This window comes from Nocardioides sp. S5 (genome assembly GCF_017310035.1).
Taxonomy (GTDB): domain Bacteria; phylum Actinomycetota; class Actinomycetes; order Propionibacteriales; family Nocardioidaceae; genus Nocardioides.
The window spans coordinates 2,733,172-2,751,942 of the sequence record NZ_CP022296.1; the positions used below are offsets into that span (position 1 = coordinate 2,733,172).

Here is an 18,771-nt window from a genome sequence, read left to right on the forward strand (position 1 = left end):
TGAGGAGCACATGAACCGGCATCCGGACGGCCCGTCGGGCGGGGTCGAGTCTACTCGGCCACGGCGATAGGCTCGCAGTCGAGGCCACCTCACGCACCTGTGATCCTGCACTCCAGCCCGGGCTCCAGCCCGAGTCCCGGGCCGCACTCCACCGAGAGGAACCGCGTTGACCGAGAAGTCCGCCCTGCCCACCACCCTCGAGTGGGACGACGTCGACCAGCGCGCGGTCGACACCTCCCGGGTCCTGGCGATGGACGCGGTCCAGAAGGTCGGCAACGGCCACCCCGGCACGGCCATGAGCCTCGCGCCGGTGGCGTACCTGCTCTTCCAGAAGGTCATGCGCCACGACCCGGCCGACCCGGAGTGGATCGCCCGCGACCGCTTCGTGCTGTCGTGCGGTCACAGCTCGATCACCCTCTACACCCAGCTCTACCTCGGTGGGTTCGGCCTCGAGCTCGACGACCTCAAGGCGCTGCGCACGTGGGGCTCCAAGACCCCCGGCCACCCCGAGCTCGGCCACACCGCCGGCGTCGAGGTGACGACCGGACCGCTCGGCCAGGGCGTCGGCAACGCGGTCGGCATGGCGCTGTCGGGACGACGCGTCCACGGCATGCTCGACGCCGACGCCGCGCCCGGCGAGGGCCTCTTCGACCACCAGGTCTACGTCGTGGCCTCCGACGGCGACCTCCAGGAGGGCGTCAGCTCCGAGGCGAGCTCGATCGCCGGCACCCAGAAGCTCGGCAACCTCACCGTCATCTACGACCGCAACCGGATCTCGATCGAGGGCGACACCGACATCGCCTTCACCGAGGACGTCGCCGCCCGCTACGAGGCCTACGGCTGGCACGTCCAGACCGTCGACTGGACCAACGGCGGCACCGACTACGTCGAGGACGTCCCGGCCCTCTACTCCGCCATCCGCGAGGCCCGCGGCGTGAGCGACCAGCCCTCGCTGATCGTCCTCGACACCGTCATCGCCTGGCCGGCCCCCAACGCCCAGGGCACCGAGGCCGCCCACGGCAGCGCCCTCGGCGCCGAGGAGGTCGCCGCCACCAAGAAGGTCCTCGGCTTCGACCCCGACCAGACCTTCGAGGTCCCGCCGGGCGTGCTCGAGCGCACCCGCGAGCTGCGCGAGCGCGGCTCCGCGTGGGGAGCCGAGTGGGACGAGGCGTACGCCGCTTGGGCCGACGCGCACCCCGAGTCCGCCGAGCTGCTGCACCGCCTCAAGCGCCGCGAGGTCCCCGCCGACCTCGCCGAGGCGCTGCCGACCTTCCCCGCCGACGCCAAGGGCGTCGCCACCCGGTCGGCCTCGGGCAAGGTCATCAACGCCCTGGCGCCGGTGCTGCCCGAGCTGTGGGGCGGCTCGGCCGACCTCGCCGGCTCCAACAACACCACGATCACCAGCGCCCCGTCCGTCGGTCCTGAGGTCGCCGAGATCGGCGAGTGGAGCACCGACCCCTACGCCGGTCGCGTCCTCCACTTCGGCATCCGCGAGCACGGCATGGGCGCGATCATGAACGGCATCGCTGCCGACCGGCTCACCCGCGTCTTCGGCGGCACGTTCCTCACGTTCTCCGACTACATGCGCGGCTCGGTGCGCGTGGCAGCGCTCAGCAAGCTGCCGGTCACCTACGTGTGGACGCACGACTCGATCGGCCTCGGCGAGGACGGCCCCACGCACCAGCCCGTCGAGCACCTCGCAGCCCTGCGCGCCATGCCCGGCCTCGACGTCGTACGCCCTGCGGACGCCAACGAGACCGTCGCCGCCTGGCAGACGATCCTGGGCCGCACCGACTCCCCCGCCGCGCTGGCCCTGACCCGTCAGAACGTGCCGGTCTTCCCGCGCGGCGAGGACGCCGACTCGGGGCAGACGTGGGGCTCCACCGAGGGCGTGGCCCGCGGCGCCTACGTCCTGCTCGACGCCGACAAGGGCACGCCCGACGTGATCCTCGTCGGCACCGGCTCGGAGGTACAGCTCGCCGTCGAGGCGCGGGCGCTGCTCGCGGAGGACGGCATCGACGCCCGCGTGGTGTCGATGCCCTGCCTGGAGTGGTTCGAGGAGCAGGACGAGTCCTACCGCGACACCGTCCTGCCCCCCACTGTGAAGGCACGCGTCTCCGTCGAGGCGGGCGTCAAGCAGGGCTGGCGCGAGATCGTCGGCGACAACGGCCGGATCATCTCCATCGACCACTACGGCGCGTCCGCCGACTACGCCCGGATCTACACCGAGCTCGGCATCACCGCCCAGGCCGTCGCCGACGCCGCTCGCGACAGCGTCGCCGTCGTCAACGCCTGAGCGACCCCGACCGTCCAGACCCCATCCACGGGAGGAACCCGCATGAACGACCGCCTCAAGGCCCTGGCCGACGCCGGGGTGTCCATCTGGCTCGACGACCTGTCCCGCGAGCGCCTCGAGACCGGCAACCTCGCCGATCTCGTGCAGAACCGCAACGTGGTCGGGGTGACGTCCAACCCCTCGATCTTCCAGACCGCGCTGGCCGACGGCGAGCGCTACGACGCGCAGGTGCGCGAGCTCGCCGCGGACGGCGCCGACGTCGACCGCGCCACGATGGTCATCACCACCGACGACGTGCGCGAGGCCTGCAAGGTCATGCGTCCGGTCTTCGACGCCACCGACGGTGTCGACGGCCGCGTCTCCATCGAGGTCTCCCCCGGCCTGGCCCACTCGACCGACGACACCGTCGCCGAGGCCGCCACGCTGTGGAAGACCGTCGACCAGCCCAACGTGATGATCAAGATCCCCGGCACCGAGGCCGGCTGGCCCGCCATCACCGAGACCATCGCCGCCGGCATCTCGGTCAACGTGACGCTGATCTTCGGGCTCGAGCAGTACCGCAACGTCATGGAGGCCTACGTCTCCGGCCTCGAGAAGGCGCTCGAGAACGGCCACGACCTCAGCGACATCCACTCGGTCGCCTCGTTCTTCGTCTCCCGCGTGGACTCCGAGATCGACAAGCGCCTCGAGGCCGCGACCGAGGGCCCGGGCACCGACCCGGCCCTGCGCGGCAAGGCCGGCGTGGCCAACGCCCGCCTGGCGTTCCAGATGTACGAGGAGTTCTTCGCCGGCTCCCGCTGGGAGGCCCTCGAGGCCGAGGGGGCGCGCAAGCAGCGACCGCTGTGGGCCTCGACCGGTGTGAAGAACCCCGACTACGACGACACGATGTACGTCGTCGACCTCGTCGTCGAGGACACCGTCAACACCATGCCGGAGAAGACCCTCGACGCCGTCGCCGACCACGGTGAGGTGCGAGGCGACCGCGTACGCCCCTTCTACGACGACGCTGCCGCCCACATGAAGGCGCTCGCCGACGCAGGCATCGACTACGACGACGTCATCGCGGTGCTGATCGCGGAGGGCGTCGACAAGTTCGTCGTCGCCTGGGACGAGCTCCAGACCACCCTGTCGGCCTCCCTCGAGGCCGCGCGGGCATGAGCACGGACGCGGTCGATCCCACCACCACGGCCGCGTGGAGCCGGCTGGCACGGCTGGCCGGCTCCTTCCAGCCCGACCTGCGCTCCTCCCTCACGCCCGACTGGGTCGAGGAGCAGACGCTGGTCGCCGGCGACCTGCACGTCGACCTGTCGAAGAACCTCGTCGATGCAGAGATCGAGTCGGCGCTCCTGGCCCTCGCCGACGAGGTCGACGTCCTGGGTCGCCGCGACGCGATGCTCGCCGGTGAGCGCATCAACGTCACCGAGGACCGCGCCGTGCTCCACACCGCGCTCCGTCTCCCGGCAGGCGCCTCGCTGACGGTCGACGGCCAGGACGTGGTGGCTGACGTGCACGGGGTGCTCGAGCGGGCGTACGCCTTCGCGGAGCGCGTGCGCTCCGGCGAGTGGACCGGGGTCACCGGGCGCCGCATCGAGACGGTCGTCAACATCGGCATCGGCGGCTCGGACCTCGGTCCGGTGATGGCCTACGAGGCCCTCGAGCCCTACCGCCAGGACGGCCTGTCCTGCCGGTTCATCAGCAACATCGACCCCACCGACGCCGGTCAGTCGCTGTCCGGCCTCGACCCCGAGTCGACGCTGTTCATCGTCTCCAGCAAGACCTTCGGGACGCTCGAGACGCTGACCAACGCGAGGCTCTGCAAGGCCTGGCTGCTCGAGCACCTGCCGGGCGGCACCGACGCCGGCGCGGCGGTCGCGCAGCACTTCGTCGCCGTCTCGACCGCGCTCGACAAGGTCGCCGACTTCGGCATCGACACCGACAACGCCTTCGGCTTCTGGGACTGGGTCGGCGGCCGCTACTCGATGGACTCCGCCATCGGCCTCTCGCTGGTGATCGCCGTCGGCGCTGAGCGCTTCGCCGAGCTGCTGGCCGGCTTCCACGCGATGGACGAGCACTTCCGCACCGCGCCCCCGGCGGCCAACGTCCCGCTGAAGATGGGCCTGCTCAACGTCTGGTACACCAACTTCCTCGGTGCCCACACCCACGCGGTGCTGCCCTACTCCCAGCTCCTGCACCGCTTCCCCGCCTACCTCCAGCAGCTCACGATGGAGTCCAACGGCAAGGGTGTGCGGTGGGACGGCACGCCGGTGGGCTACGACACCGGCGAGGTCTTCTGGGGCGAGCCCGGCACCAACGGCCAGCACGCCTTCTACCAGCTGATCCACCAGGGCACCCGGCTCGTGCCGGCGGACTTCATCGCCTTCGCGCGGCCGGCGTACCCCCTCGTCGACGAGGTCGACGGACAGCAGGTGGACGTCCACGAGCTGTTCCTGGCCAACTTCTTCGCCCAGACCAAGGCGCTGGCCTTCGGCAGGACCGCCGACGAGGTCCGTGCCGAGGGGGTGGACGAGGCGCTGGTGTCGGCCCGCACGTTCCCGGGGAACCGCCCCACGACCTCGATCATGGCGCCGCTCCTGACGCCCTCGGTGCTGGGCCAGCTGGTCGCGCTCTACGAGCACATCACGTTCGTCGAGGGCGCGGTGTGGGGCATCGACAGCTTCGACCAGTGGGGCGTCGAGCTCGGCAAGCAGCTCGCCCAGGAGCTCGGCCCCGCCGTGTCGGGCGACGCCGCCGTGCTCGCGCAGCAGGACCCCTCCACCCAGACCCTGATCGGCTACTACCAGGAGCACCGAACCTGATGACGCACGTGAACCCGCTGCGCGACCCGCAGGACCGCCGGCTCCCCCGCATCGCCGGCCCCTGCGGGATGGTGCTCTTCGGTGTGACCGGCGACCTGTCGCGCAAGAAGGTCATGCCGGCCATCTACGACCTCGCCAACCGCGGGCTGCTGCCCCCGGGCTTCAGCCTCGTCGGGTTCGCCCGCCGTGACTGGGCCGACCAGGACTTCGCGCAGATCGTGCACGACGCGGTCAAGGAGCACGCGCGTACGCCGTTCCGCGAGGAGGTCTGGAACCAGCTCTCGGAGGGCTTCCGCTTCGTGCCGGGCAACTTCGACGACGACGACGCCTTCGAGCAGCTGCGTCGCACCGTCGAGGAGCTCGACCAGCTCCGCGGCACCGGCGGCAACATGGCCTTCTACCTCGCGATCCCGCCGTCGTTCTTCGGCACGGTCGTGGGGCAGCTCAAGAAGCACGGCCTGGCCGACCGCGAGGGCGACCAGTGGCGCCGCGTGGTCGTGGAGAAGCCCTTCGGCCACGACCTCGAGTCCGCGCGTGAGCTCAACGACGTCCTCGCGGACGTCTTCCCGTCCGGCTCGATCTTCCGCATCGACCACTACCTCGGCAAGGAGACGGTGCAGAACATCCTCGCGATGCGCTTCGCGAACAACATGTTCGAGCCGATCTGGAACGCCAACTACGTCGACCACGTGCAGATCACGATGGCCGAGGACATCGGCATCGGCGGCCGCGCCGGCTACTACGACGGGATCGGCGCCGCCCGCGACGTCATCCAGAACCACCTCCTCCAGCTCATGGCGCTGGTCGCCATGGAGGAACCGATCGCCTTCGACGCCGAGAGCCTGCGCATCGAGAAGCTCAAGGTGCTCGCCTCCGCCCAGCTGCCCCCGCGGCTCGACACGACCACCGCGCGCGGTCAGTACGCCCCCGGCTGGGCCGGTGGCGAGAAGGTGACCGGCTTCCTCGACGAGGAGGGCATCAAGAAGACCTCGACGACCGAGACCTTCGCCGCGATCACCGTCCACGTCGAGACGCGGCGCTGGGCCGGCGTGCCGTTCTACCTCCGCACCGGCAAGCGCCTGGGCCGACGCGTCACCGAGGTGGCTGTGGTGTTCAAGAAGGCGCCGCACCTGCCGTTCTCGCAGACCTCGACCGAAGACCTCACCCAGAACGCCCTCGTCATCCGGGTCCAGCCCGACGAGGGCATGACGATGCGCTTCGGCTCCAAGGTGCCGGGCACCGCGATGGAGATCCGCGACGTCAACATGGACTTCGCCTACGGCGGCTCCTTCACCGAGGCGAGCGCCGAGGCCTACGAGCGCCTCATCCTCGACGTGCTGCTGGGCGACCCGCCGCTCTTCCCGCGCCACGAGGAGGTCGAGCTGTCGTGGAAGCTGCTCGACCCGGTCATCGACCACTGGGCGAAGAAGGGCCGGCCCGACGCGTACGACTCCGGCACGTGGGGTCCCCCGTCCGCCGAGAAGATGCTGGCCCGCGACGGCCGCACCTGGAGGAGGCCCTGATGATCGAGCTCACCGACACCAACTCGTCCAAGATCGCTGCCGAGTTCGTCCGCGCCCGCACCCGCGCCGGCAGCCCCGCGATGGGCATGGTGATGACCCTGATCATCGTGGCGCCCGAGGACGATGCCGCAGAGGCGATGCTGGCGGCCAAGCGAGCCTCGCGCGAGCACCCCTCACGCGTGCTCGGCGTGATCCTCGGCGACGCCCGTGGCTCCGCCGTGGTCAACGCGCAGGTCGGCAGCGGCGACGGGTGGGGCGGCGAGACCGCCCTCATCCGGCTCAAGGGCGAGGTGGTCAAGCACGCCGAGTCGGTGGTGCTGCCGCTGCTCCTGCCCGACTCCCCCGTCGCCATCTGGTGGCCGACGTCGGCGCCCGCCGACCCGGCGTCGGACCCGCTCGGCGCGCTGGCCCAGCGTCGGATCACTGACTCGGCCACGGTCACTCGCGGCAGGGCGACGGCGATGGTCACCCAGTGCCAGCACTACTCGCCGGGCAACACGGACCTCAGCTGGACCCGCCTGACGCCGTGGCGCGCCCTGCTCGCGGCGGCGCTCGACCAGCACCCGCTGAAGGTCACCGGTGCCAAGGTCACCGCGGAGCGGGTCAGCCCGAGCGCCGACCTGCTGGTGGCGTGGCTGTGCGACAGGCTGAAGATCGAGGTGACGCGCGGCAACTCCGAGGGGCCTGGCATCACCGAGGTGAGCATGGACACCAAGGAGGGCGCGATCCGCATCTCGCGGGCCGACGGCCGCCTGGCGACGTTCAGCTCCCCGCACCGGCCCGACCGGCCCGTCGCCCTCAAGCGCCGCGAGGTCCCGGCCCTGCTCTCGGAGGAGCTGCGCCGCCTCGACGAGGACGACGTCTACGCCTCCGTCGCCGCCCGCCTGGTCAAGCTGCGGGGCGCGAAGTGAGCGCCGCCGAGATCCGACGTCACGACGACGCCGACCTCCTCGTCGGCGACATCGCCTCCGCCCTCCTCGACCGGCTGGAAGCCGCTCAGGCACGTGGCGAGGTCCCGCAGGTCGGGCTCACCGGCGGAAGCATCGCCGAGGCGCTCCACCGCGAGCTCGCGCGACGTGCGACCGACTCCTCGCTCGACTGGTCGCGCGTGGTCTTCTGGTGGGGCGACGAGCGGTTCGTGCCGGCCGACTCGCCCGACCGCAACGCCCGCCAGGCCCGCGAGGCCCTGCTCGACCACGTCGGCGTCGACCCCGCCAACGTCCACGAGGTGCCGGCCAGCGACGCCGTGACCACCGCCGAGGATGCTGCAGATGCCTACAGCGCGGACCTGCGCGAGCACGGCGCCGGGTTCTTCGAGGTGCTGATGCTGGGCATCGGCCCGGACGGGCACTGCGCCTCGCTCTTCCCGGGACACCCCGCGCTCAGCGCCCGCGACGCCATCGCCGTCGCGGTGCACGACTCCCCCAAGCCGCCGCCGGATCGCGTGACCCTCACGTTCGAGGCCATGGAGCGGTGCCGCGCCGTGTGGTTCATCGCCAGCGGCGAGGGCAAGGCCGAGGCGGTCGCGCGCGCGCTCGCCGAAGAGGGTTCGGTCGAGGAGACCCCTGCCCGCGGCGTACGCGGCGACGAGACCGTGTGGTGGCTCGACGAGGATGCCGCCTCCGCCCTCCCCCGCTGACCGGGCAGTTCCTAGCCCTGGACCCCGCCGACCGGGCACTTCCTAGCCCTGGACCCCGCCGACCGGGCAGTTCCTCGCGCGTCACGTGCGCGCAAGGTCGATGACGGTGGCACTGCGCGTGGCGTACGACGCCCGCGCCGACTCGAACCCGATCCGGAGTCGGTCACCGGCGCCGAGCTCGCTGCCGTAGCAGTCCTTCCCGACGAACACGTCCATCATCCAGGCGCGCCGCGTCCTCAACCACGAGAGTCGTTCGTCGTCGTGCTCCTCCGCGTCGTCGTCGTGGAACTCCTCGCCGAAGTACTCCGCGCCGTAGCGCACCTCACGACTTCCCACGTCGATCCGGAACCGGGGCGTCCCGTCATCGGCGTACTCCCAGATCTGCGTCTCGGGTGGAACGGGAATCCCTGACTCGTGCCAGTGCAGTCGGAGCGCGCTCTCCGGCGGTGACTCGGCGCCGGTGTCGCCCAAGGGGGCGAGGTGGCGCAGCTGTACGACGCCACGTCGGCCCTTGAACCGGTCGACCTCGGCGAGCAGCCGGCCCTGGTCCACGCCGAGGCGCAGGAAGCCGTCGATCGCTGCGAGTGCGTCGTACCTCCACAGGAGCCGACCGAGGTCGCAGGCCGTACGCAGCGGCGAGGTGATGAGAACTCCTCCGAGCTCCTCGATGTCACGCGGAAGCAGCTCACGCACTCCGCTCCTGACCCCGGCTCGACGCATGCGACTTCCGGCGAGGCTGAACAGGTCGAGGGACGGCATCTGGTGGATCGCGCTCCTCGGCAGCGCATCGACACCGTGCACCCACGCCGCTGTGCGGTCGACGACCACGACGTGCGGAGGCAGCACCAGCTCGACTGCCGCCACCCGGAGTCGCAGTGAGTCGGGGACGTGCGATGCCACGAACACTCCGCGGAGCATGGGCCGGAGCAGCCCGCCCGCAACGAGCCGGCGGCGCAAGCTGGCAGGCACCCCGGCGACATCAGCCTCGGCGGCAGTGAACGGGCGATCGATCGGGACCGGCGCCGATCCGTTGAGGAACGCGACGTCTCGGCACCAGGCGGGCAGCTGCGGCATGACGGCGACCCTGCCCGGATCCGACAACCGGTGCAGAAGTCATCCACAGGCGCAGCTACGCGTGCAACGAAGTGCCCGGTCGGCAGGCCTCAGCGCAACGAAGCGCCCGGTCGGCAGGTCTCAGCGCAACGAAGCGCCCGCTCGTCGGTCAGAAGATGATCTCGCCGGCCTTGCGGCGGCTGCGCAGCAGGGCGACGGCCTCGTCGAGGATGTCGGCCGCCTCGGTCTCGCTGCGACGCTCCTTCACGTAGGCGAGGTGCGTCTTGTACGGCTCGATCTTCGGCGCCGGGGGCGGGTTCTCCGAGTCCAGGCTCGCGGGCAGGCCGCACTTGGGGCAGTCCCACGAGTCGGGGACGGTGGCCTCGATCGAGAACGTCACCACCGACCGGTGGTCGTGGCTGCAGAAGTAGGTGACGGTCTGGCGGGGCGCGGCCTCGCCGCGCTCCGCCTCGCCCATGGGACCGGCACCGATTCGACTACCGCGGATCGCATTTCCAGCACCAGCCACGACGACTCCTTCGAAAGAAAGCTCAGGGGGATTAGTTGCCCGCGTAGGCCTTGAGCAGGCCCAGGGCGATGATGCACGCAAACCAGATGACACCGACGCCGACCGTGAAGCGGTCGAGGTTGCGCTCGGCCACCGACGATCCCCCCAAACTGCTGGAGACGCCGCCACCGAACATGTCGGAGAGGCCACCACCGCGGCCCTTGTGGAGCAGCACCAGCAGGATCATGATCGCGCTCGTGATGACGAGCAGGATGGTGAAGAGCAGAATCACGAGCGGAAGCCTACGTCACGCCCACGCGGAACCGGTGAGCGCCCTCACAGCACCGGCATGTCGTAGAAACGGCAGATGCCACCGAACTCGTCGACCTGCAGGCTGGCACCGCCCACGAGGCATCCGTCGACGTCCGGCTTGTCCATGATCCCTCCCACGTTGGCCGCCTTGACCGACCCTCCGTAGAGGATCCGCAGGCCGTCCGCCGCGGCGTCGCCGTGCACCTCGCGCACCCGCTCACGGATCGCCCCGCAGACCTCCTGGGCGTCGTCGGGCGTGGCGACCTCGCCGGTCCCGATGGCCCACACGGGCTCGTAGGCGACCACGAGGCCGGCGACCTGCTCGGCGGTGAAGCCGTCGAGCGAGCCGTCCACCTGCGTGAGCGTGAACGGCACGTGCTCGCCCGCCTGGCGCACGTCGAGTCCCTCGCCGACGCACACGATCGGCGTCATGCCGGCCGACAGCGCCCTGTGGGCCTTGGCGTTGACCAGCTCGTCGGACTCGTCGTGGTGCATCCGGCGCTCGGAGTGCCCGACCACGACGTAGGAGCAGCCCAGCTTGCTGAGCATGCCTGCGGAGATCTCGCCGGTGTAGGCGCCCTCGTCGTGCACGGACACGTCCTGCGCGCCGTAGCGGATCGAGAGGCGGTCACCGTCGACCAGCGTCTGCACCGACCGGATGTCGGTGAACGGCGGCACCACGACCACCTCGACCTTGCCGAAGTCGTGGCGCTTGTCCGACAGCGTCCAGGCGAGCTTCTGGACCAGCACCACCGCTTCCTGGTGGTTGAGGTTCATCTTCCAGTTGCCCGCCATCAGCGGCGTGCGGTCGTTCGTGGCCACGGGTTCAGTCCCTCTCGAGTACGGCGATGCCCGGGAGCTCCTTGCCCTCCAGGAACTCCAGCGACGCGCCACCGCCGGTGGAGATGTGGCCGAAGGCGGCCTCGTCGAAGCCCAGCTGTCGTACGGCGGCAGCGGAGTCGCCACCACCCACGACGGACAGGCCCTCGACCTTCGTCAGCGCCTCGGCGACGGCACGGGTGCCGTCGGCGAACGCCTCGACCTCGAAGACGCCCATCGGCCCGTTCCAGAAGACCGTACGAGCGTCGCCCAGCGCCGCCGCGAAGGCAGCCGCCGACTCGGGACCGATGTCGAGCCCGAGAGCGTCCGACGGGATCTCCGAGGCGGGTACGACGTGTGGCTCGGGCTCGCGGTCGCCCGACGGGAACGCCGTGTCGACCACGACGTCGGTCGGGAGCAGGATCTCCACCCCGCGGTCCGCCGCCTCGGCGAGGTAGCGGGTGCAGGTGTCGAGCTGGTCGGCCTCGAGCAGGCTCTTGCCGACCTCGTGGCCCTGGGCCTTGAGGAAGGTGAAGACCATGCCGCCACCGATGAGCAGCTTGTCGGCCTTGTCGATGAGGTTGTCGATGACGCCGAGCTTGTCCGACACCTTCGAGCCGCCGAGGACGACGACGTAGGGGCGCTCGGGGTGCTCGGTCAGTCGTCGCAGCACGTCGACCTCCGCCGCGACCAGTCCACCCATCGCGGACGGCAGTCGCAGTGCGACGTCGTACACGCTGGCCTGCTTGCGGTGCACGACGCCGAAGCCGTCGGAGACGAAGGCGTCGGCCAGCTGCGCGAGCTGGTCGGCGAACGCGCCGCGGACGGCGTCGTCCTTCGACGTCTCGCCGTCGTTGAACCGGACGTTCTCCAGCAGGGCGATCCCGCCGTCCTCGAGACCGGCCACCGTCTCCGACGCACTGGCGCCGACGGTGTCGGACGCGAACGCGACGGGACGGTCCAGCAGCTCGGAGAGCCGGTGTGCGACCGGCTCGAGGGAGTACTTCGGGTCGGGAGAGCCGCCCGGGCGGCCCAGGTGGGCGGTGACGACCACCCGGGCGCCCGCGTCGGACAGCTGCGTGATGGTCGGGACGCTCGCGCGGATCCGGCCGTCGTCGGTGATGGTGGTGCCGTCGAGCGGCACGTTGAGGTCCGAGCGGACCAGCACGCGCTTGCCCGACAGGTCCCCCAGCGAAGCGATGTCCGACATGGAGCTCAGAGGCTCGAGCCGACGTGGGTGATGAGGTCGGCGAGGCGGTTGGAGTAGCCCCACTCGTTGTCGTACCAGCCGAGGACCTTCACCTGGTTGCCGATGACCTTGGTCATCGGGGCGTCGAAGATGCAGGACGCCGGGTCGGTGACGATGTCGGTGGAGACGAGCGGGTCGGTCGAGTAGCGCAGGTAGCGGCCGTCGGCGGCAGCCTTGACGATGTCGTTGACCTCGTCGACCGACGTCTCGCGCGCGGCCTCGAAGGTGAGGTCGGTCGCCGAGCCGGTCGGGACCGGGACGCGCATGGCGTAGCCGTCGAGCTTGCCCTTGAGCTCGGGCAGCACCAGGCCGATGGCCTTCGCGGCACCGGTCGAGGTGGGCACCATGTTGAGCGCGGCGGCGCGGGCGCGACGCGGGTCCTTGTGGATGTTGTCCTGCAGGTTCTGGTCGGCGGTGTAGGCGTGGATGGTGGTCATCAGGCCCTTGTTGATGCCGAGGCCGTCGTGCAGGGCCTTCGCCATGGGCGCCAGGCAGTTGGTGGTGCAGGACGCGTTGGAGATGACCGTGTGCTGCGAGGGGTCGTAGAGCTCGTGGTTGACGCCCATCACGATGGTGATGTCCTCGTTGGAGGCGGGCGCGGAGATGATGACCTTCTTGGCGCCGGCGTCGACGTGGGCCTTGGCCTTGGTCGCGTCGGTGAAGAAGCCGGTGGACTCGACGACGACGTCCACGCCCAGGTCGCCCCACGACAGGTTGGCCGGGTCGCGCTCGGCGGACACCGCGATCTTCTGGTCGCCGACCATGATCGAGGTGTCGTCACTGGACACGTCGGCGTCGAGACGCCCGAGGATCGAGTCGAACTTGAGCAGGTGGGCCAGCGACGCGTTGTCGGTGAGGTCGTTGACGCCGACGATCTCGATGTCGGCGCCCGAGGCGCGCACGGCGCGGAAGAAGTTGCGGCCGATGCGGCCGAAGCCGTTGATGCCTACGCGGACGGTCATGGTGGATGCCTCCTAGGTGCGGGGCCTTCGGTGACCCCGTCGACAGCTCTGGTCTTCGGTGACCAGCATCACCGACCCTATCGGGTCACGCCGACGCCGCGGAGCGAGGTCGCCCGCGGTACGGACAGGTAACTTTGGATCGATCCAAGGCCCGCAGCCTCAGCCTTCCTCGGCCAGCATCTCCGGCGTCAGCGACGCCTCGGTGTCGGGGATGCCGAGCTCCTCGGCGCGCTTGTCCGCCATCGCGAGCAGGCGGCGGATCCGCCCGGCGATCGCGTCCTTGGTCAGGACCGGGTCGTGCAGCTGGCCGAGCTCCTCGAGCGAGGCCTGCTTGTGCTCGAGGCGGAGGTGACCGGCCTGGCGCAGGTGGTCGGGGATCTCCTCACCGAGGATCTCCAGCGCGCGCTCGACGCGGGCACCCGCGGCCACCGCCGCCCGGGCGGACCGGCGCAGGTTGGCGTCGTCGAAGTTCGCGAGGCGGTTCGCTGTGGCGCGGACCTCGCGGCGCATCCGACGCTCCTCCCACGCCATCAGCGACTCGTGGGCGCCGAGCCGGGTGAGCAGAGCGCCGATGGCGTCGCCGTCACGGATCACGACCCGGTCCACGCCACGCACCTCGCGCGCCTTGGCGGAGATGCCGAGACGACGGGCGACACCGACGATCGCGAGCGCGGCCTCCGGGCCGGGGCAGGTGATCTCCAGCGACGACGAGCGGCCGGGCTCGGTCAGGGAGCCGTGGGCGAGGAAGGCACCGCGCCATGCCGCGACGGCGTCGCAGCCGCCACCGCTGACGACGGCGGGCGGGAGGCCGCGCACGGGGCGACCGCGCTGGTCGAGCAGGCCGGTCTGGCGCGCCAGGGCCTCGCCGTCCTTGGTCACCCGCACGATGTAGCGCGAGCCCTTGCGGATGCCGTTGCCCTGCACCATGACCACGTCTGAGGGGTGGCCGTAGACCTCGGAGATGTCCTTGCGCAGGCGTCGCGCGGCGGCACCGGTGTCGAGCTCGGCCTCCACGACGATGCGGCCGCTCACGATGTGCAGGCCGCCGGCGAAGCGGAGCATCGAGGCGACCTCGGCCTTGCGGCAGCAGGTCTTGGTGATCTGGGTGGAGGCGAGCTCTGCCTTCACCTGTGCCGTCATAGCCATGGGCCGAATCCTGCCATGCTGGTCAACGACCCTCGACGGCCCGGCCGACGGGGTCGGCGCCGCTCAGGCCTCGTCGACGATGCGCCGGAAGGCGGCTGCGAGACGGTCCGGGTCGTGGCGCGGCTCGCCCCGGACGGCGATGTCCTCGACGACCAGCCGGGCGCCCCGCTCGGCGACCGCCTTCTCGAGGGCCTCGCGCTCCCCCGCCAGCGACCCGGCGTCGACCACCACGGCGTGCACGTTGAGGTCGGGAGCATGCTCGAACAGCGCCGCGAGGTGCTCCTCGGGCCCGAAGCCGGTCGTCTCGCCCGCCTGCGCCTCGAGGTTGAGCACCACGACCAGACGCCCCGGCGTCTCTGCCAGCGCCCGGCGCAGGCCCGGCACCATCAGGTGCGGGATCACCGAGCTGAACCACGAGCCGGGCCCGAGCACGACCCACTCGGCGGCGAGGACGGCCTCGACCGCCTCCGCGCAGGCCAGCGGGTCCTCCGGCACCAGGGCGACCGACTCGATCTGCCCGGCGGTCGTGGCGACCTCGACCTGGCCGCGTACGACCGTGACGGCACCCGGGTCGGCCGGGTCCGCGCCGCGCACGCGCGCGGTGATGTCCATCGGCGTGGTGGCCATCGGCAGCACGCGTCCGTGGGCGCCGAGCAGGCGACCGACCCAGTCGAGGCCCCGGACGTGATCGCCACCCATCAGCTCCCACAGGCCGACGATGAGGAGGTTGCCGACGACGTGACCGTTGAGCTCCCCCTGGCCGGCGAAGCGGTGCTGCACCACGTCGGCCCAGGTGCGGCCCCACTCGTCGTCGCCGCACAGCGCGGCGAGCGCCATCCGCAGGTCCCCGGGAGGCAGTACGCCGAACTCGCCCCGCAGGCGGCCCGACGACCCGCCGTTGTCGGCCACCGTCACGACGGCCGTCAGGTCGTCGATGGTGAGGTCGTCGTTGAGCCGCCGCAGCGCCGACAGCGTGGCGGCCAGGCCGTGGCCGCCACCGAGGGCGACCGCAGCCTGCGCGGTCTCGCGCGCCACCTCACTCCCTGCCGAGGTCGCGGTGCGCGGTGCGCACGTCGTAGCCCGCCTGCCGCATCAGCCCGGCGATCGCCTCGGTCATGGCCACGCTGCGGTGCTTGCCGCCGGTGCAGCCGACGGCGACCTGCATGAAGCGCTTGCCCTCCGTCATGTAGCCCTGGGCGACAGTCTGCAGGACCGGGAGGTACTGCTCGAGGAACGTGCCGGCGCCGGGCTGGGACAGCACGTAGGCCGACACGTCGGGGTCGCGGCCGTTCTGCGGACGCAGCTCGGGGACCCAGTGCGGGTTGGGCAGGAACCGCATGTCGGCCACCCAGTCGGCGTCGACGGGGATGCCGTACTTGAAGCCGAAGCTGATGACGGTCACCTTCAGGCGCGTGGTGGCGGCGGTGCCGAAGAGCTCGGTGATGCGGTCCTGGAGCTGGTGGACGTTGAAGTTCGAGGTGTCGAGCAGCACGTCGGCGTCGCCGCGGATGTCGGCCATGACCTCCCGCTCGCGGTGCAGCCCGTGCAGCAAACGGCCGCTTCCCTGCATCGGGTGCGGACGACGGGCGGCCTCCTGGCGGCGTACGAGCACCTCGTCGGTCGCTTCGAGGAACAGGAGCGTCGTCGGCCGACCGGTGACCTGCTGGTGGCGGTTGGCCTGGAGCGAGTCGAAGAACGAGCCCGAGCGCACGTCGACGACCACCGCGATCGGCTGGTCGATGCCGCGGCTGTCGTCGACGAGGCGTACGACGTCGCGCACCAGCGTCGGCGGAAGGTTGTCGACCACGAAGTAGCCGAGGTCCTCCAGCTCCTTGGCCGCCGTGCTCCGGCCGGCGCCGGTCATGCCGGTGACGATGACCAGCTCGCCGGGGGTCGCCTCGACCATTCAGTCCTCCTCGATGCGGTGCTCAATCATCATCAGAGATGATCTCGCCGGTGGCGGTGTTGACCGCCGGCTCCCTGGGGGCAGTCTTGCGGGTCGCGTCGGCCTTCGCGACCGCTTCCTTGATCGCGCTGGCGGTCCGCGGGCCGATGCCGGGCACGAGTGCGATCGCCTCGGGGTCGGCCTCGCGCAGCTTCTTCAGCGAGCCGAAGTGCTTGAGCAGCGTCTTGCGCCGGACCTCGCCGAGGCCCGGCACGTCGTCGAGCATGCTCTCGACCATCGACTTGGACCGCCGGCCGCGGTGGTGGTTGATGGCGAAGCGGTGGGCCTCGTCGCGGATCCGCTGGAGGAGGTAGAGGCCCTCGCTGGTGCGGGCCATGATGACGGGGTCCTCCTCCCCCGGCAGCCACACCTCCTCGAGCCGCTTGGCCAGCCCGCAGACGGGGATGTCGGTGACGCCGAGCTCGGCCAGCGCCTGCTGGGCCGCGGCGACCTGCGGCGGGCCGCCGTCGACGACGACGAGCGAGGGCGCGTAGGCGAACTTCCGTGGCCGACCCGTCTCCGGATCGACGAGCATCGGACCGGAGTCGGTCGACACCGTCTCGCTCCGCGCCTGCTCGTCGAGCAGCCGCTTGAAGCGCCGGGTGATGACCTCGTGCATCGACGCCACGTCGTTCTGGCCGTCGACGCCGCGGATCACGAACCGCCGGTACTCAGACTTGCGCGACAACCCGTCCTCGAAGACGACCATCGACGCGACGACCTCGGTGCCCTGGAGGTTGGACACGTCGTAGCACTCGATGCGCAGCGGCACCTCGTCGAGCGCGAGGGCCTGCTGGATCTCCTCGAGCGCGCGGTTGCGGGTGGTGAGGTCGCTGGCGCGCTTGGTCTTGTGGAGCGCGAGCGCCTGCGCGGCGTTGCTCGCGACGGTCTCCTGGAGGTCGCGCTTGTCGCCGCGCTGCGGCACCCGGATCGCGACCCGGCTGCCGCGCCGCTCGGTGAGCAGCTCCTCCATCACCGTGTGGTCCGGCGGCAGCGCCGGCACCAGCACCTCGCGCGGGATCGTGTCGCCCGCGTCGGGGTCGGCGCCGCCGTAGAGCTGCAGCAGGAACTCCTGCACCAGGCCGGCGGTGTCGCTGTCGTCGGAGCGGTCGGCCACCCAGCCCCGCTGGCCGCGGATGCGCCCGCCGCGGACGTAGAAGATCTGCACGGCCACCTCGAGCGGGTCCTCGGCCAGCGCGATCACGTCGGCGTCGGTGCCGTCGCCCAGCACCACCGCCTGCTTCTCCAGCGCCTTGGTCAGCGCGCCGAGGTCGTCACGGAGCCGGGCGGCCTTCTCGAAGTCCAGCGCCTCCGAGGCGGCGTACATCTCGCGCTCGAGGCGCTTGGTGAAGGCGGTCGTGCTCCCGGCCATGAAGTCGCAGAAGTCGTCGACGATCTCGCGGTGCTCCTCCGGCGTCACGCTGCCGACGCACGGGGCCGAGCACTTGTCGATGTAGCCCAGGAGGCACGGGCGCCCGATCTGCGCGGACCGCTTGAAGACGCCGTTGCTGCACGAACGCATGGGGAAGACCCGCAGCAGCAGGTCGACGGTCTCGCGGATCGCCCAGGCGTGGCTGTAGGGGCCGAAGTAGCGGGTGCCCTTGCGCTTGGCACCGCGCCCGACCATCACCCGCGGGAACTCGTCGCCCACGGTGACCGCCAGCCACGGGTAGGACTTGTCGTCGCGGTACTTGACGTTGAAGCGGGGGTCGAACTCCTTGATCCAGCTGTACTCCAGCTGGAGCGCCTCGACCTCGGTGTCGACGACCGTCCACTCGACGCTGGCACCGGTGGTCACCATGGACGCGGTGCGGGGGTGGAGGTTGCCGATGTCCTGGAAGTACGACGACAGGCGCGGGCGCAGGCTCTTGGCCTTGCCGACGTAGATCACCCGACCCTTGGCGTCCCGGAACCGGTAGACCCCCGGCTTGGTCGGGATCGACCCCGGCGCGGGTCGATAGGTGCTCGGGTTGGCCACCCGTCAACCCTACGGGCGGCCCCCGACAGCGGTGACAGCCCGGTCAGGCGCGGGTGATGGAGTCCCCGTCGACGGCGATCTCCACCGCGGCCAGCGCGGCCGTGGCCGGACCGGCGAGCGGGGATCCGTCCTCGATGGAGAACTTGCTCCCGTGGCAGGTGCAGTCGATGGCACCGTCCGTGATGGCGGTGACCGGGCAGCCCTGGTGGGTGCAGATCGACGAGAACGCCTTGAAGTCGCCTTCCGTGGGCTGGGTCACGACGACCTTCTCGGCGTCGACGATGGTGCCCCCGCCCACCGGCACGTCGGCAGCGCTGGCGAGCACCGCGCCGCCGGCAGCGGCCGCTCCGTCCTCGGACGGCGACGACGCGTCCGGGCTGGAGGAGGTGGCGGGGTCGGTGGCTGAGGTGTCCGCGTCGTCACCGCAGGCGGCGAGGAGCGGGACGCCCACGGCGACGGCGGCGGAGCCGGCGAGGGCGCGACGTCTGTTGATGGCGGTCATGCGGCCAGACAGTAGCGAGCGCA

17 protein-coding genes are annotated in these 18,771 nt (G+C 71.1%); 6 read left to right on the forward strand and 11 right to left on the reverse strand.

What is annotated here, in order from left to right:
* Positions 1-166: 166 nt before the first annotated feature.
* The 6 genes from tkt to pgl are packed head-to-tail and all read left to right on the forward strand — an operon-like array spanning position 167 to position 8,274.
* A complete protein-coding gene (gene tkt / locus CFI00_RS13515; protein ID WP_207081649.1) occupies positions 167-2,296 on the forward strand; it encodes a transketolase in 2,130 nt (709 codons plus the stop codon).
* A gap of 42 nt (positions 2,297-2,338) precedes the next feature.
* Positions 2,339-3,454 (forward strand): transaldolase, encoded by a 1,116-nt coding sequence (tal, locus tag CFI00_RS13520; RefSeq protein WP_207081650.1) that lies wholly within the window; start codon positions 2,339-2,341, stop codon positions 3,452-3,454.
* Positions 3,451-5,112 carry a glucose-6-phosphate isomerase gene (pgi, locus tag CFI00_RS13525; RefSeq protein ID WP_207081651.1) on the forward strand — a complete coding sequence of 554 codons (1,662 nt, stop codon included), beginning with the start codon at positions 3,451-3,453 and terminating at the stop codon, positions 5,110-5,112. The genes tal and pgi overlap by 4 nt, the downstream gene beginning before the upstream one ends.
* The gene (gene zwf / locus CFI00_RS13530; RefSeq protein ID WP_207081652.1) at positions 5,112-6,635 is read left to right on the forward strand and encodes a glucose-6-phosphate dehydrogenase; all 1,524 of its coding nucleotides are present in this window, start codon (positions 5,112-5,114) and stop codon (positions 6,633-6,635) included. The genes pgi and zwf overlap by 1 nt, the downstream gene beginning before the upstream one ends.
* Positions 6,635-7,546: a glucose-6-phosphate dehydrogenase assembly protein OpcA gene (locus CFI00_RS13535; RefSeq protein WP_207081653.1), complete on the forward strand. Its 912-nt coding sequence runs from the start codon at positions 6,635-6,637 to the stop codon at positions 7,544-7,546. The genes zwf and CFI00_RS13535 overlap by 1 nt, the downstream gene beginning before the upstream one ends.
* A complete protein-coding gene (gene pgl / locus CFI00_RS13540) occupies positions 7,543-8,274 on the forward strand; it encodes a 6-phosphogluconolactonase (RefSeq protein WP_207081654.1) in 732 nt (243 codons plus the stop codon). The genes CFI00_RS13535 and pgl overlap by 4 nt, the downstream gene beginning before the upstream one ends.
* Before the next feature lie 81 nt (positions 8,275-8,355).
* On the opposite strand, the gene CFI00_RS13545 is transcribed toward pgl, so the two are convergent.
* The 11 genes from CFI00_RS13545 to CFI00_RS13595 all read right to left on the reverse strand — a co-directional run bounded on the left by CFI00_RS13545 (position 8,356) and on the right by CFI00_RS13595 (position 18,748).
* Positions 8,356-9,348 (reverse strand): hypothetical protein, encoded by a 993-nt coding sequence (locus CFI00_RS13545; protein WP_207081655.1) that lies wholly within the window; start codon positions 9,346-9,348, stop codon positions 8,356-8,358.
* 148 nt (positions 9,349-9,496) lie between these two features.
* Positions 9,497-9,856 carry an RNA polymerase-binding protein RbpA gene (locus tag CFI00_RS13550; protein WP_207081656.1) on the reverse strand — a complete coding sequence of 120 codons (360 nt, stop codon included), beginning with the start codon at positions 9,854-9,856 and terminating at the stop codon, positions 9,497-9,499.
* A gap of 31 nt (positions 9,857-9,887) precedes the next feature.
* Positions 9,888-10,127 carry a preprotein translocase subunit SecG gene (gene secG, locus CFI00_RS13555; protein ID WP_207081657.1) on the reverse strand — a complete coding sequence of 80 codons (240 nt, stop codon included), beginning with the start codon at positions 10,125-10,127 and terminating at the stop codon, positions 9,888-9,890.
* A gap of 44 nt (positions 10,128-10,171) precedes the next feature.
* On the reverse strand, positions 10,172-10,942 hold the full coding sequence (gene tpiA / locus CFI00_RS13560; RefSeq protein ID WP_207085525.1) for a triose-phosphate isomerase: 771 nt from the start codon (positions 10,940-10,942) through the stop codon (positions 10,172-10,174).
* A 31-nt stretch (positions 10,943-10,973) separates the two neighbouring features.
* A complete protein-coding gene (locus CFI00_RS13565; RefSeq protein ID WP_207081658.1) occupies positions 10,974-12,176 on the reverse strand; it encodes a phosphoglycerate kinase in 1,203 nt (400 codons plus the stop codon).
* A gap of 5 nt (positions 12,177-12,181) precedes the next feature.
* Positions 12,182-13,177 carry a type I glyceraldehyde-3-phosphate dehydrogenase gene (gene gap / locus CFI00_RS13570; protein ID WP_207081659.1) on the reverse strand — a complete coding sequence of 332 codons (996 nt, stop codon included), beginning with the start codon at positions 13,175-13,177 and terminating at the stop codon, positions 12,182-12,184.
* A 159-nt stretch (positions 13,178-13,336) separates the two neighbouring features.
* On the reverse strand, positions 13,337-14,323 hold the full coding sequence (gene whiA / locus CFI00_RS13575) for a DNA-binding protein WhiA (protein ID WP_207081660.1): 987 nt from the start codon (positions 14,321-14,323) through the stop codon (positions 13,337-13,339).
* 63 nt (positions 14,324-14,386) lie between these two features.
* Positions 14,387-15,358, reverse strand: a complete 972-nt coding sequence (gene yvcK, locus CFI00_RS13580) for a uridine diphosphate-N-acetylglucosamine-binding protein YvcK (RefSeq protein ID WP_207081661.1) — start codon at positions 15,356-15,358, stop codon at positions 14,387-14,389.
* Between the two features lies 1 nt (position 15,359).
* Entirely contained in the window at positions 15,360-16,229 is an 870-nt protein-coding gene (rapZ, locus tag CFI00_RS13585; protein ID WP_207081662.1) for an RNase adapter RapZ, read from the reverse strand.
* A 22-nt stretch (positions 16,230-16,251) separates the two neighbouring features.
* Positions 16,252-18,246 carry an excinuclease ABC subunit UvrC gene (uvrC, locus tag CFI00_RS13590; protein ID WP_207081663.1) on the reverse strand — a complete coding sequence of 665 codons (1,995 nt, stop codon included), beginning with the start codon at positions 18,244-18,246 and terminating at the stop codon, positions 16,252-16,254.
* Between the two features lie 43 nt (positions 18,247-18,289).
* A complete protein-coding gene (locus CFI00_RS13595; RefSeq protein ID WP_207081664.1) occupies positions 18,290-18,748 on the reverse strand; it encodes a Rieske (2Fe-2S) protein in 459 nt (152 codons plus the stop codon).
* Positions 18,749-18,771 lie beyond the last annotated feature (23 nt).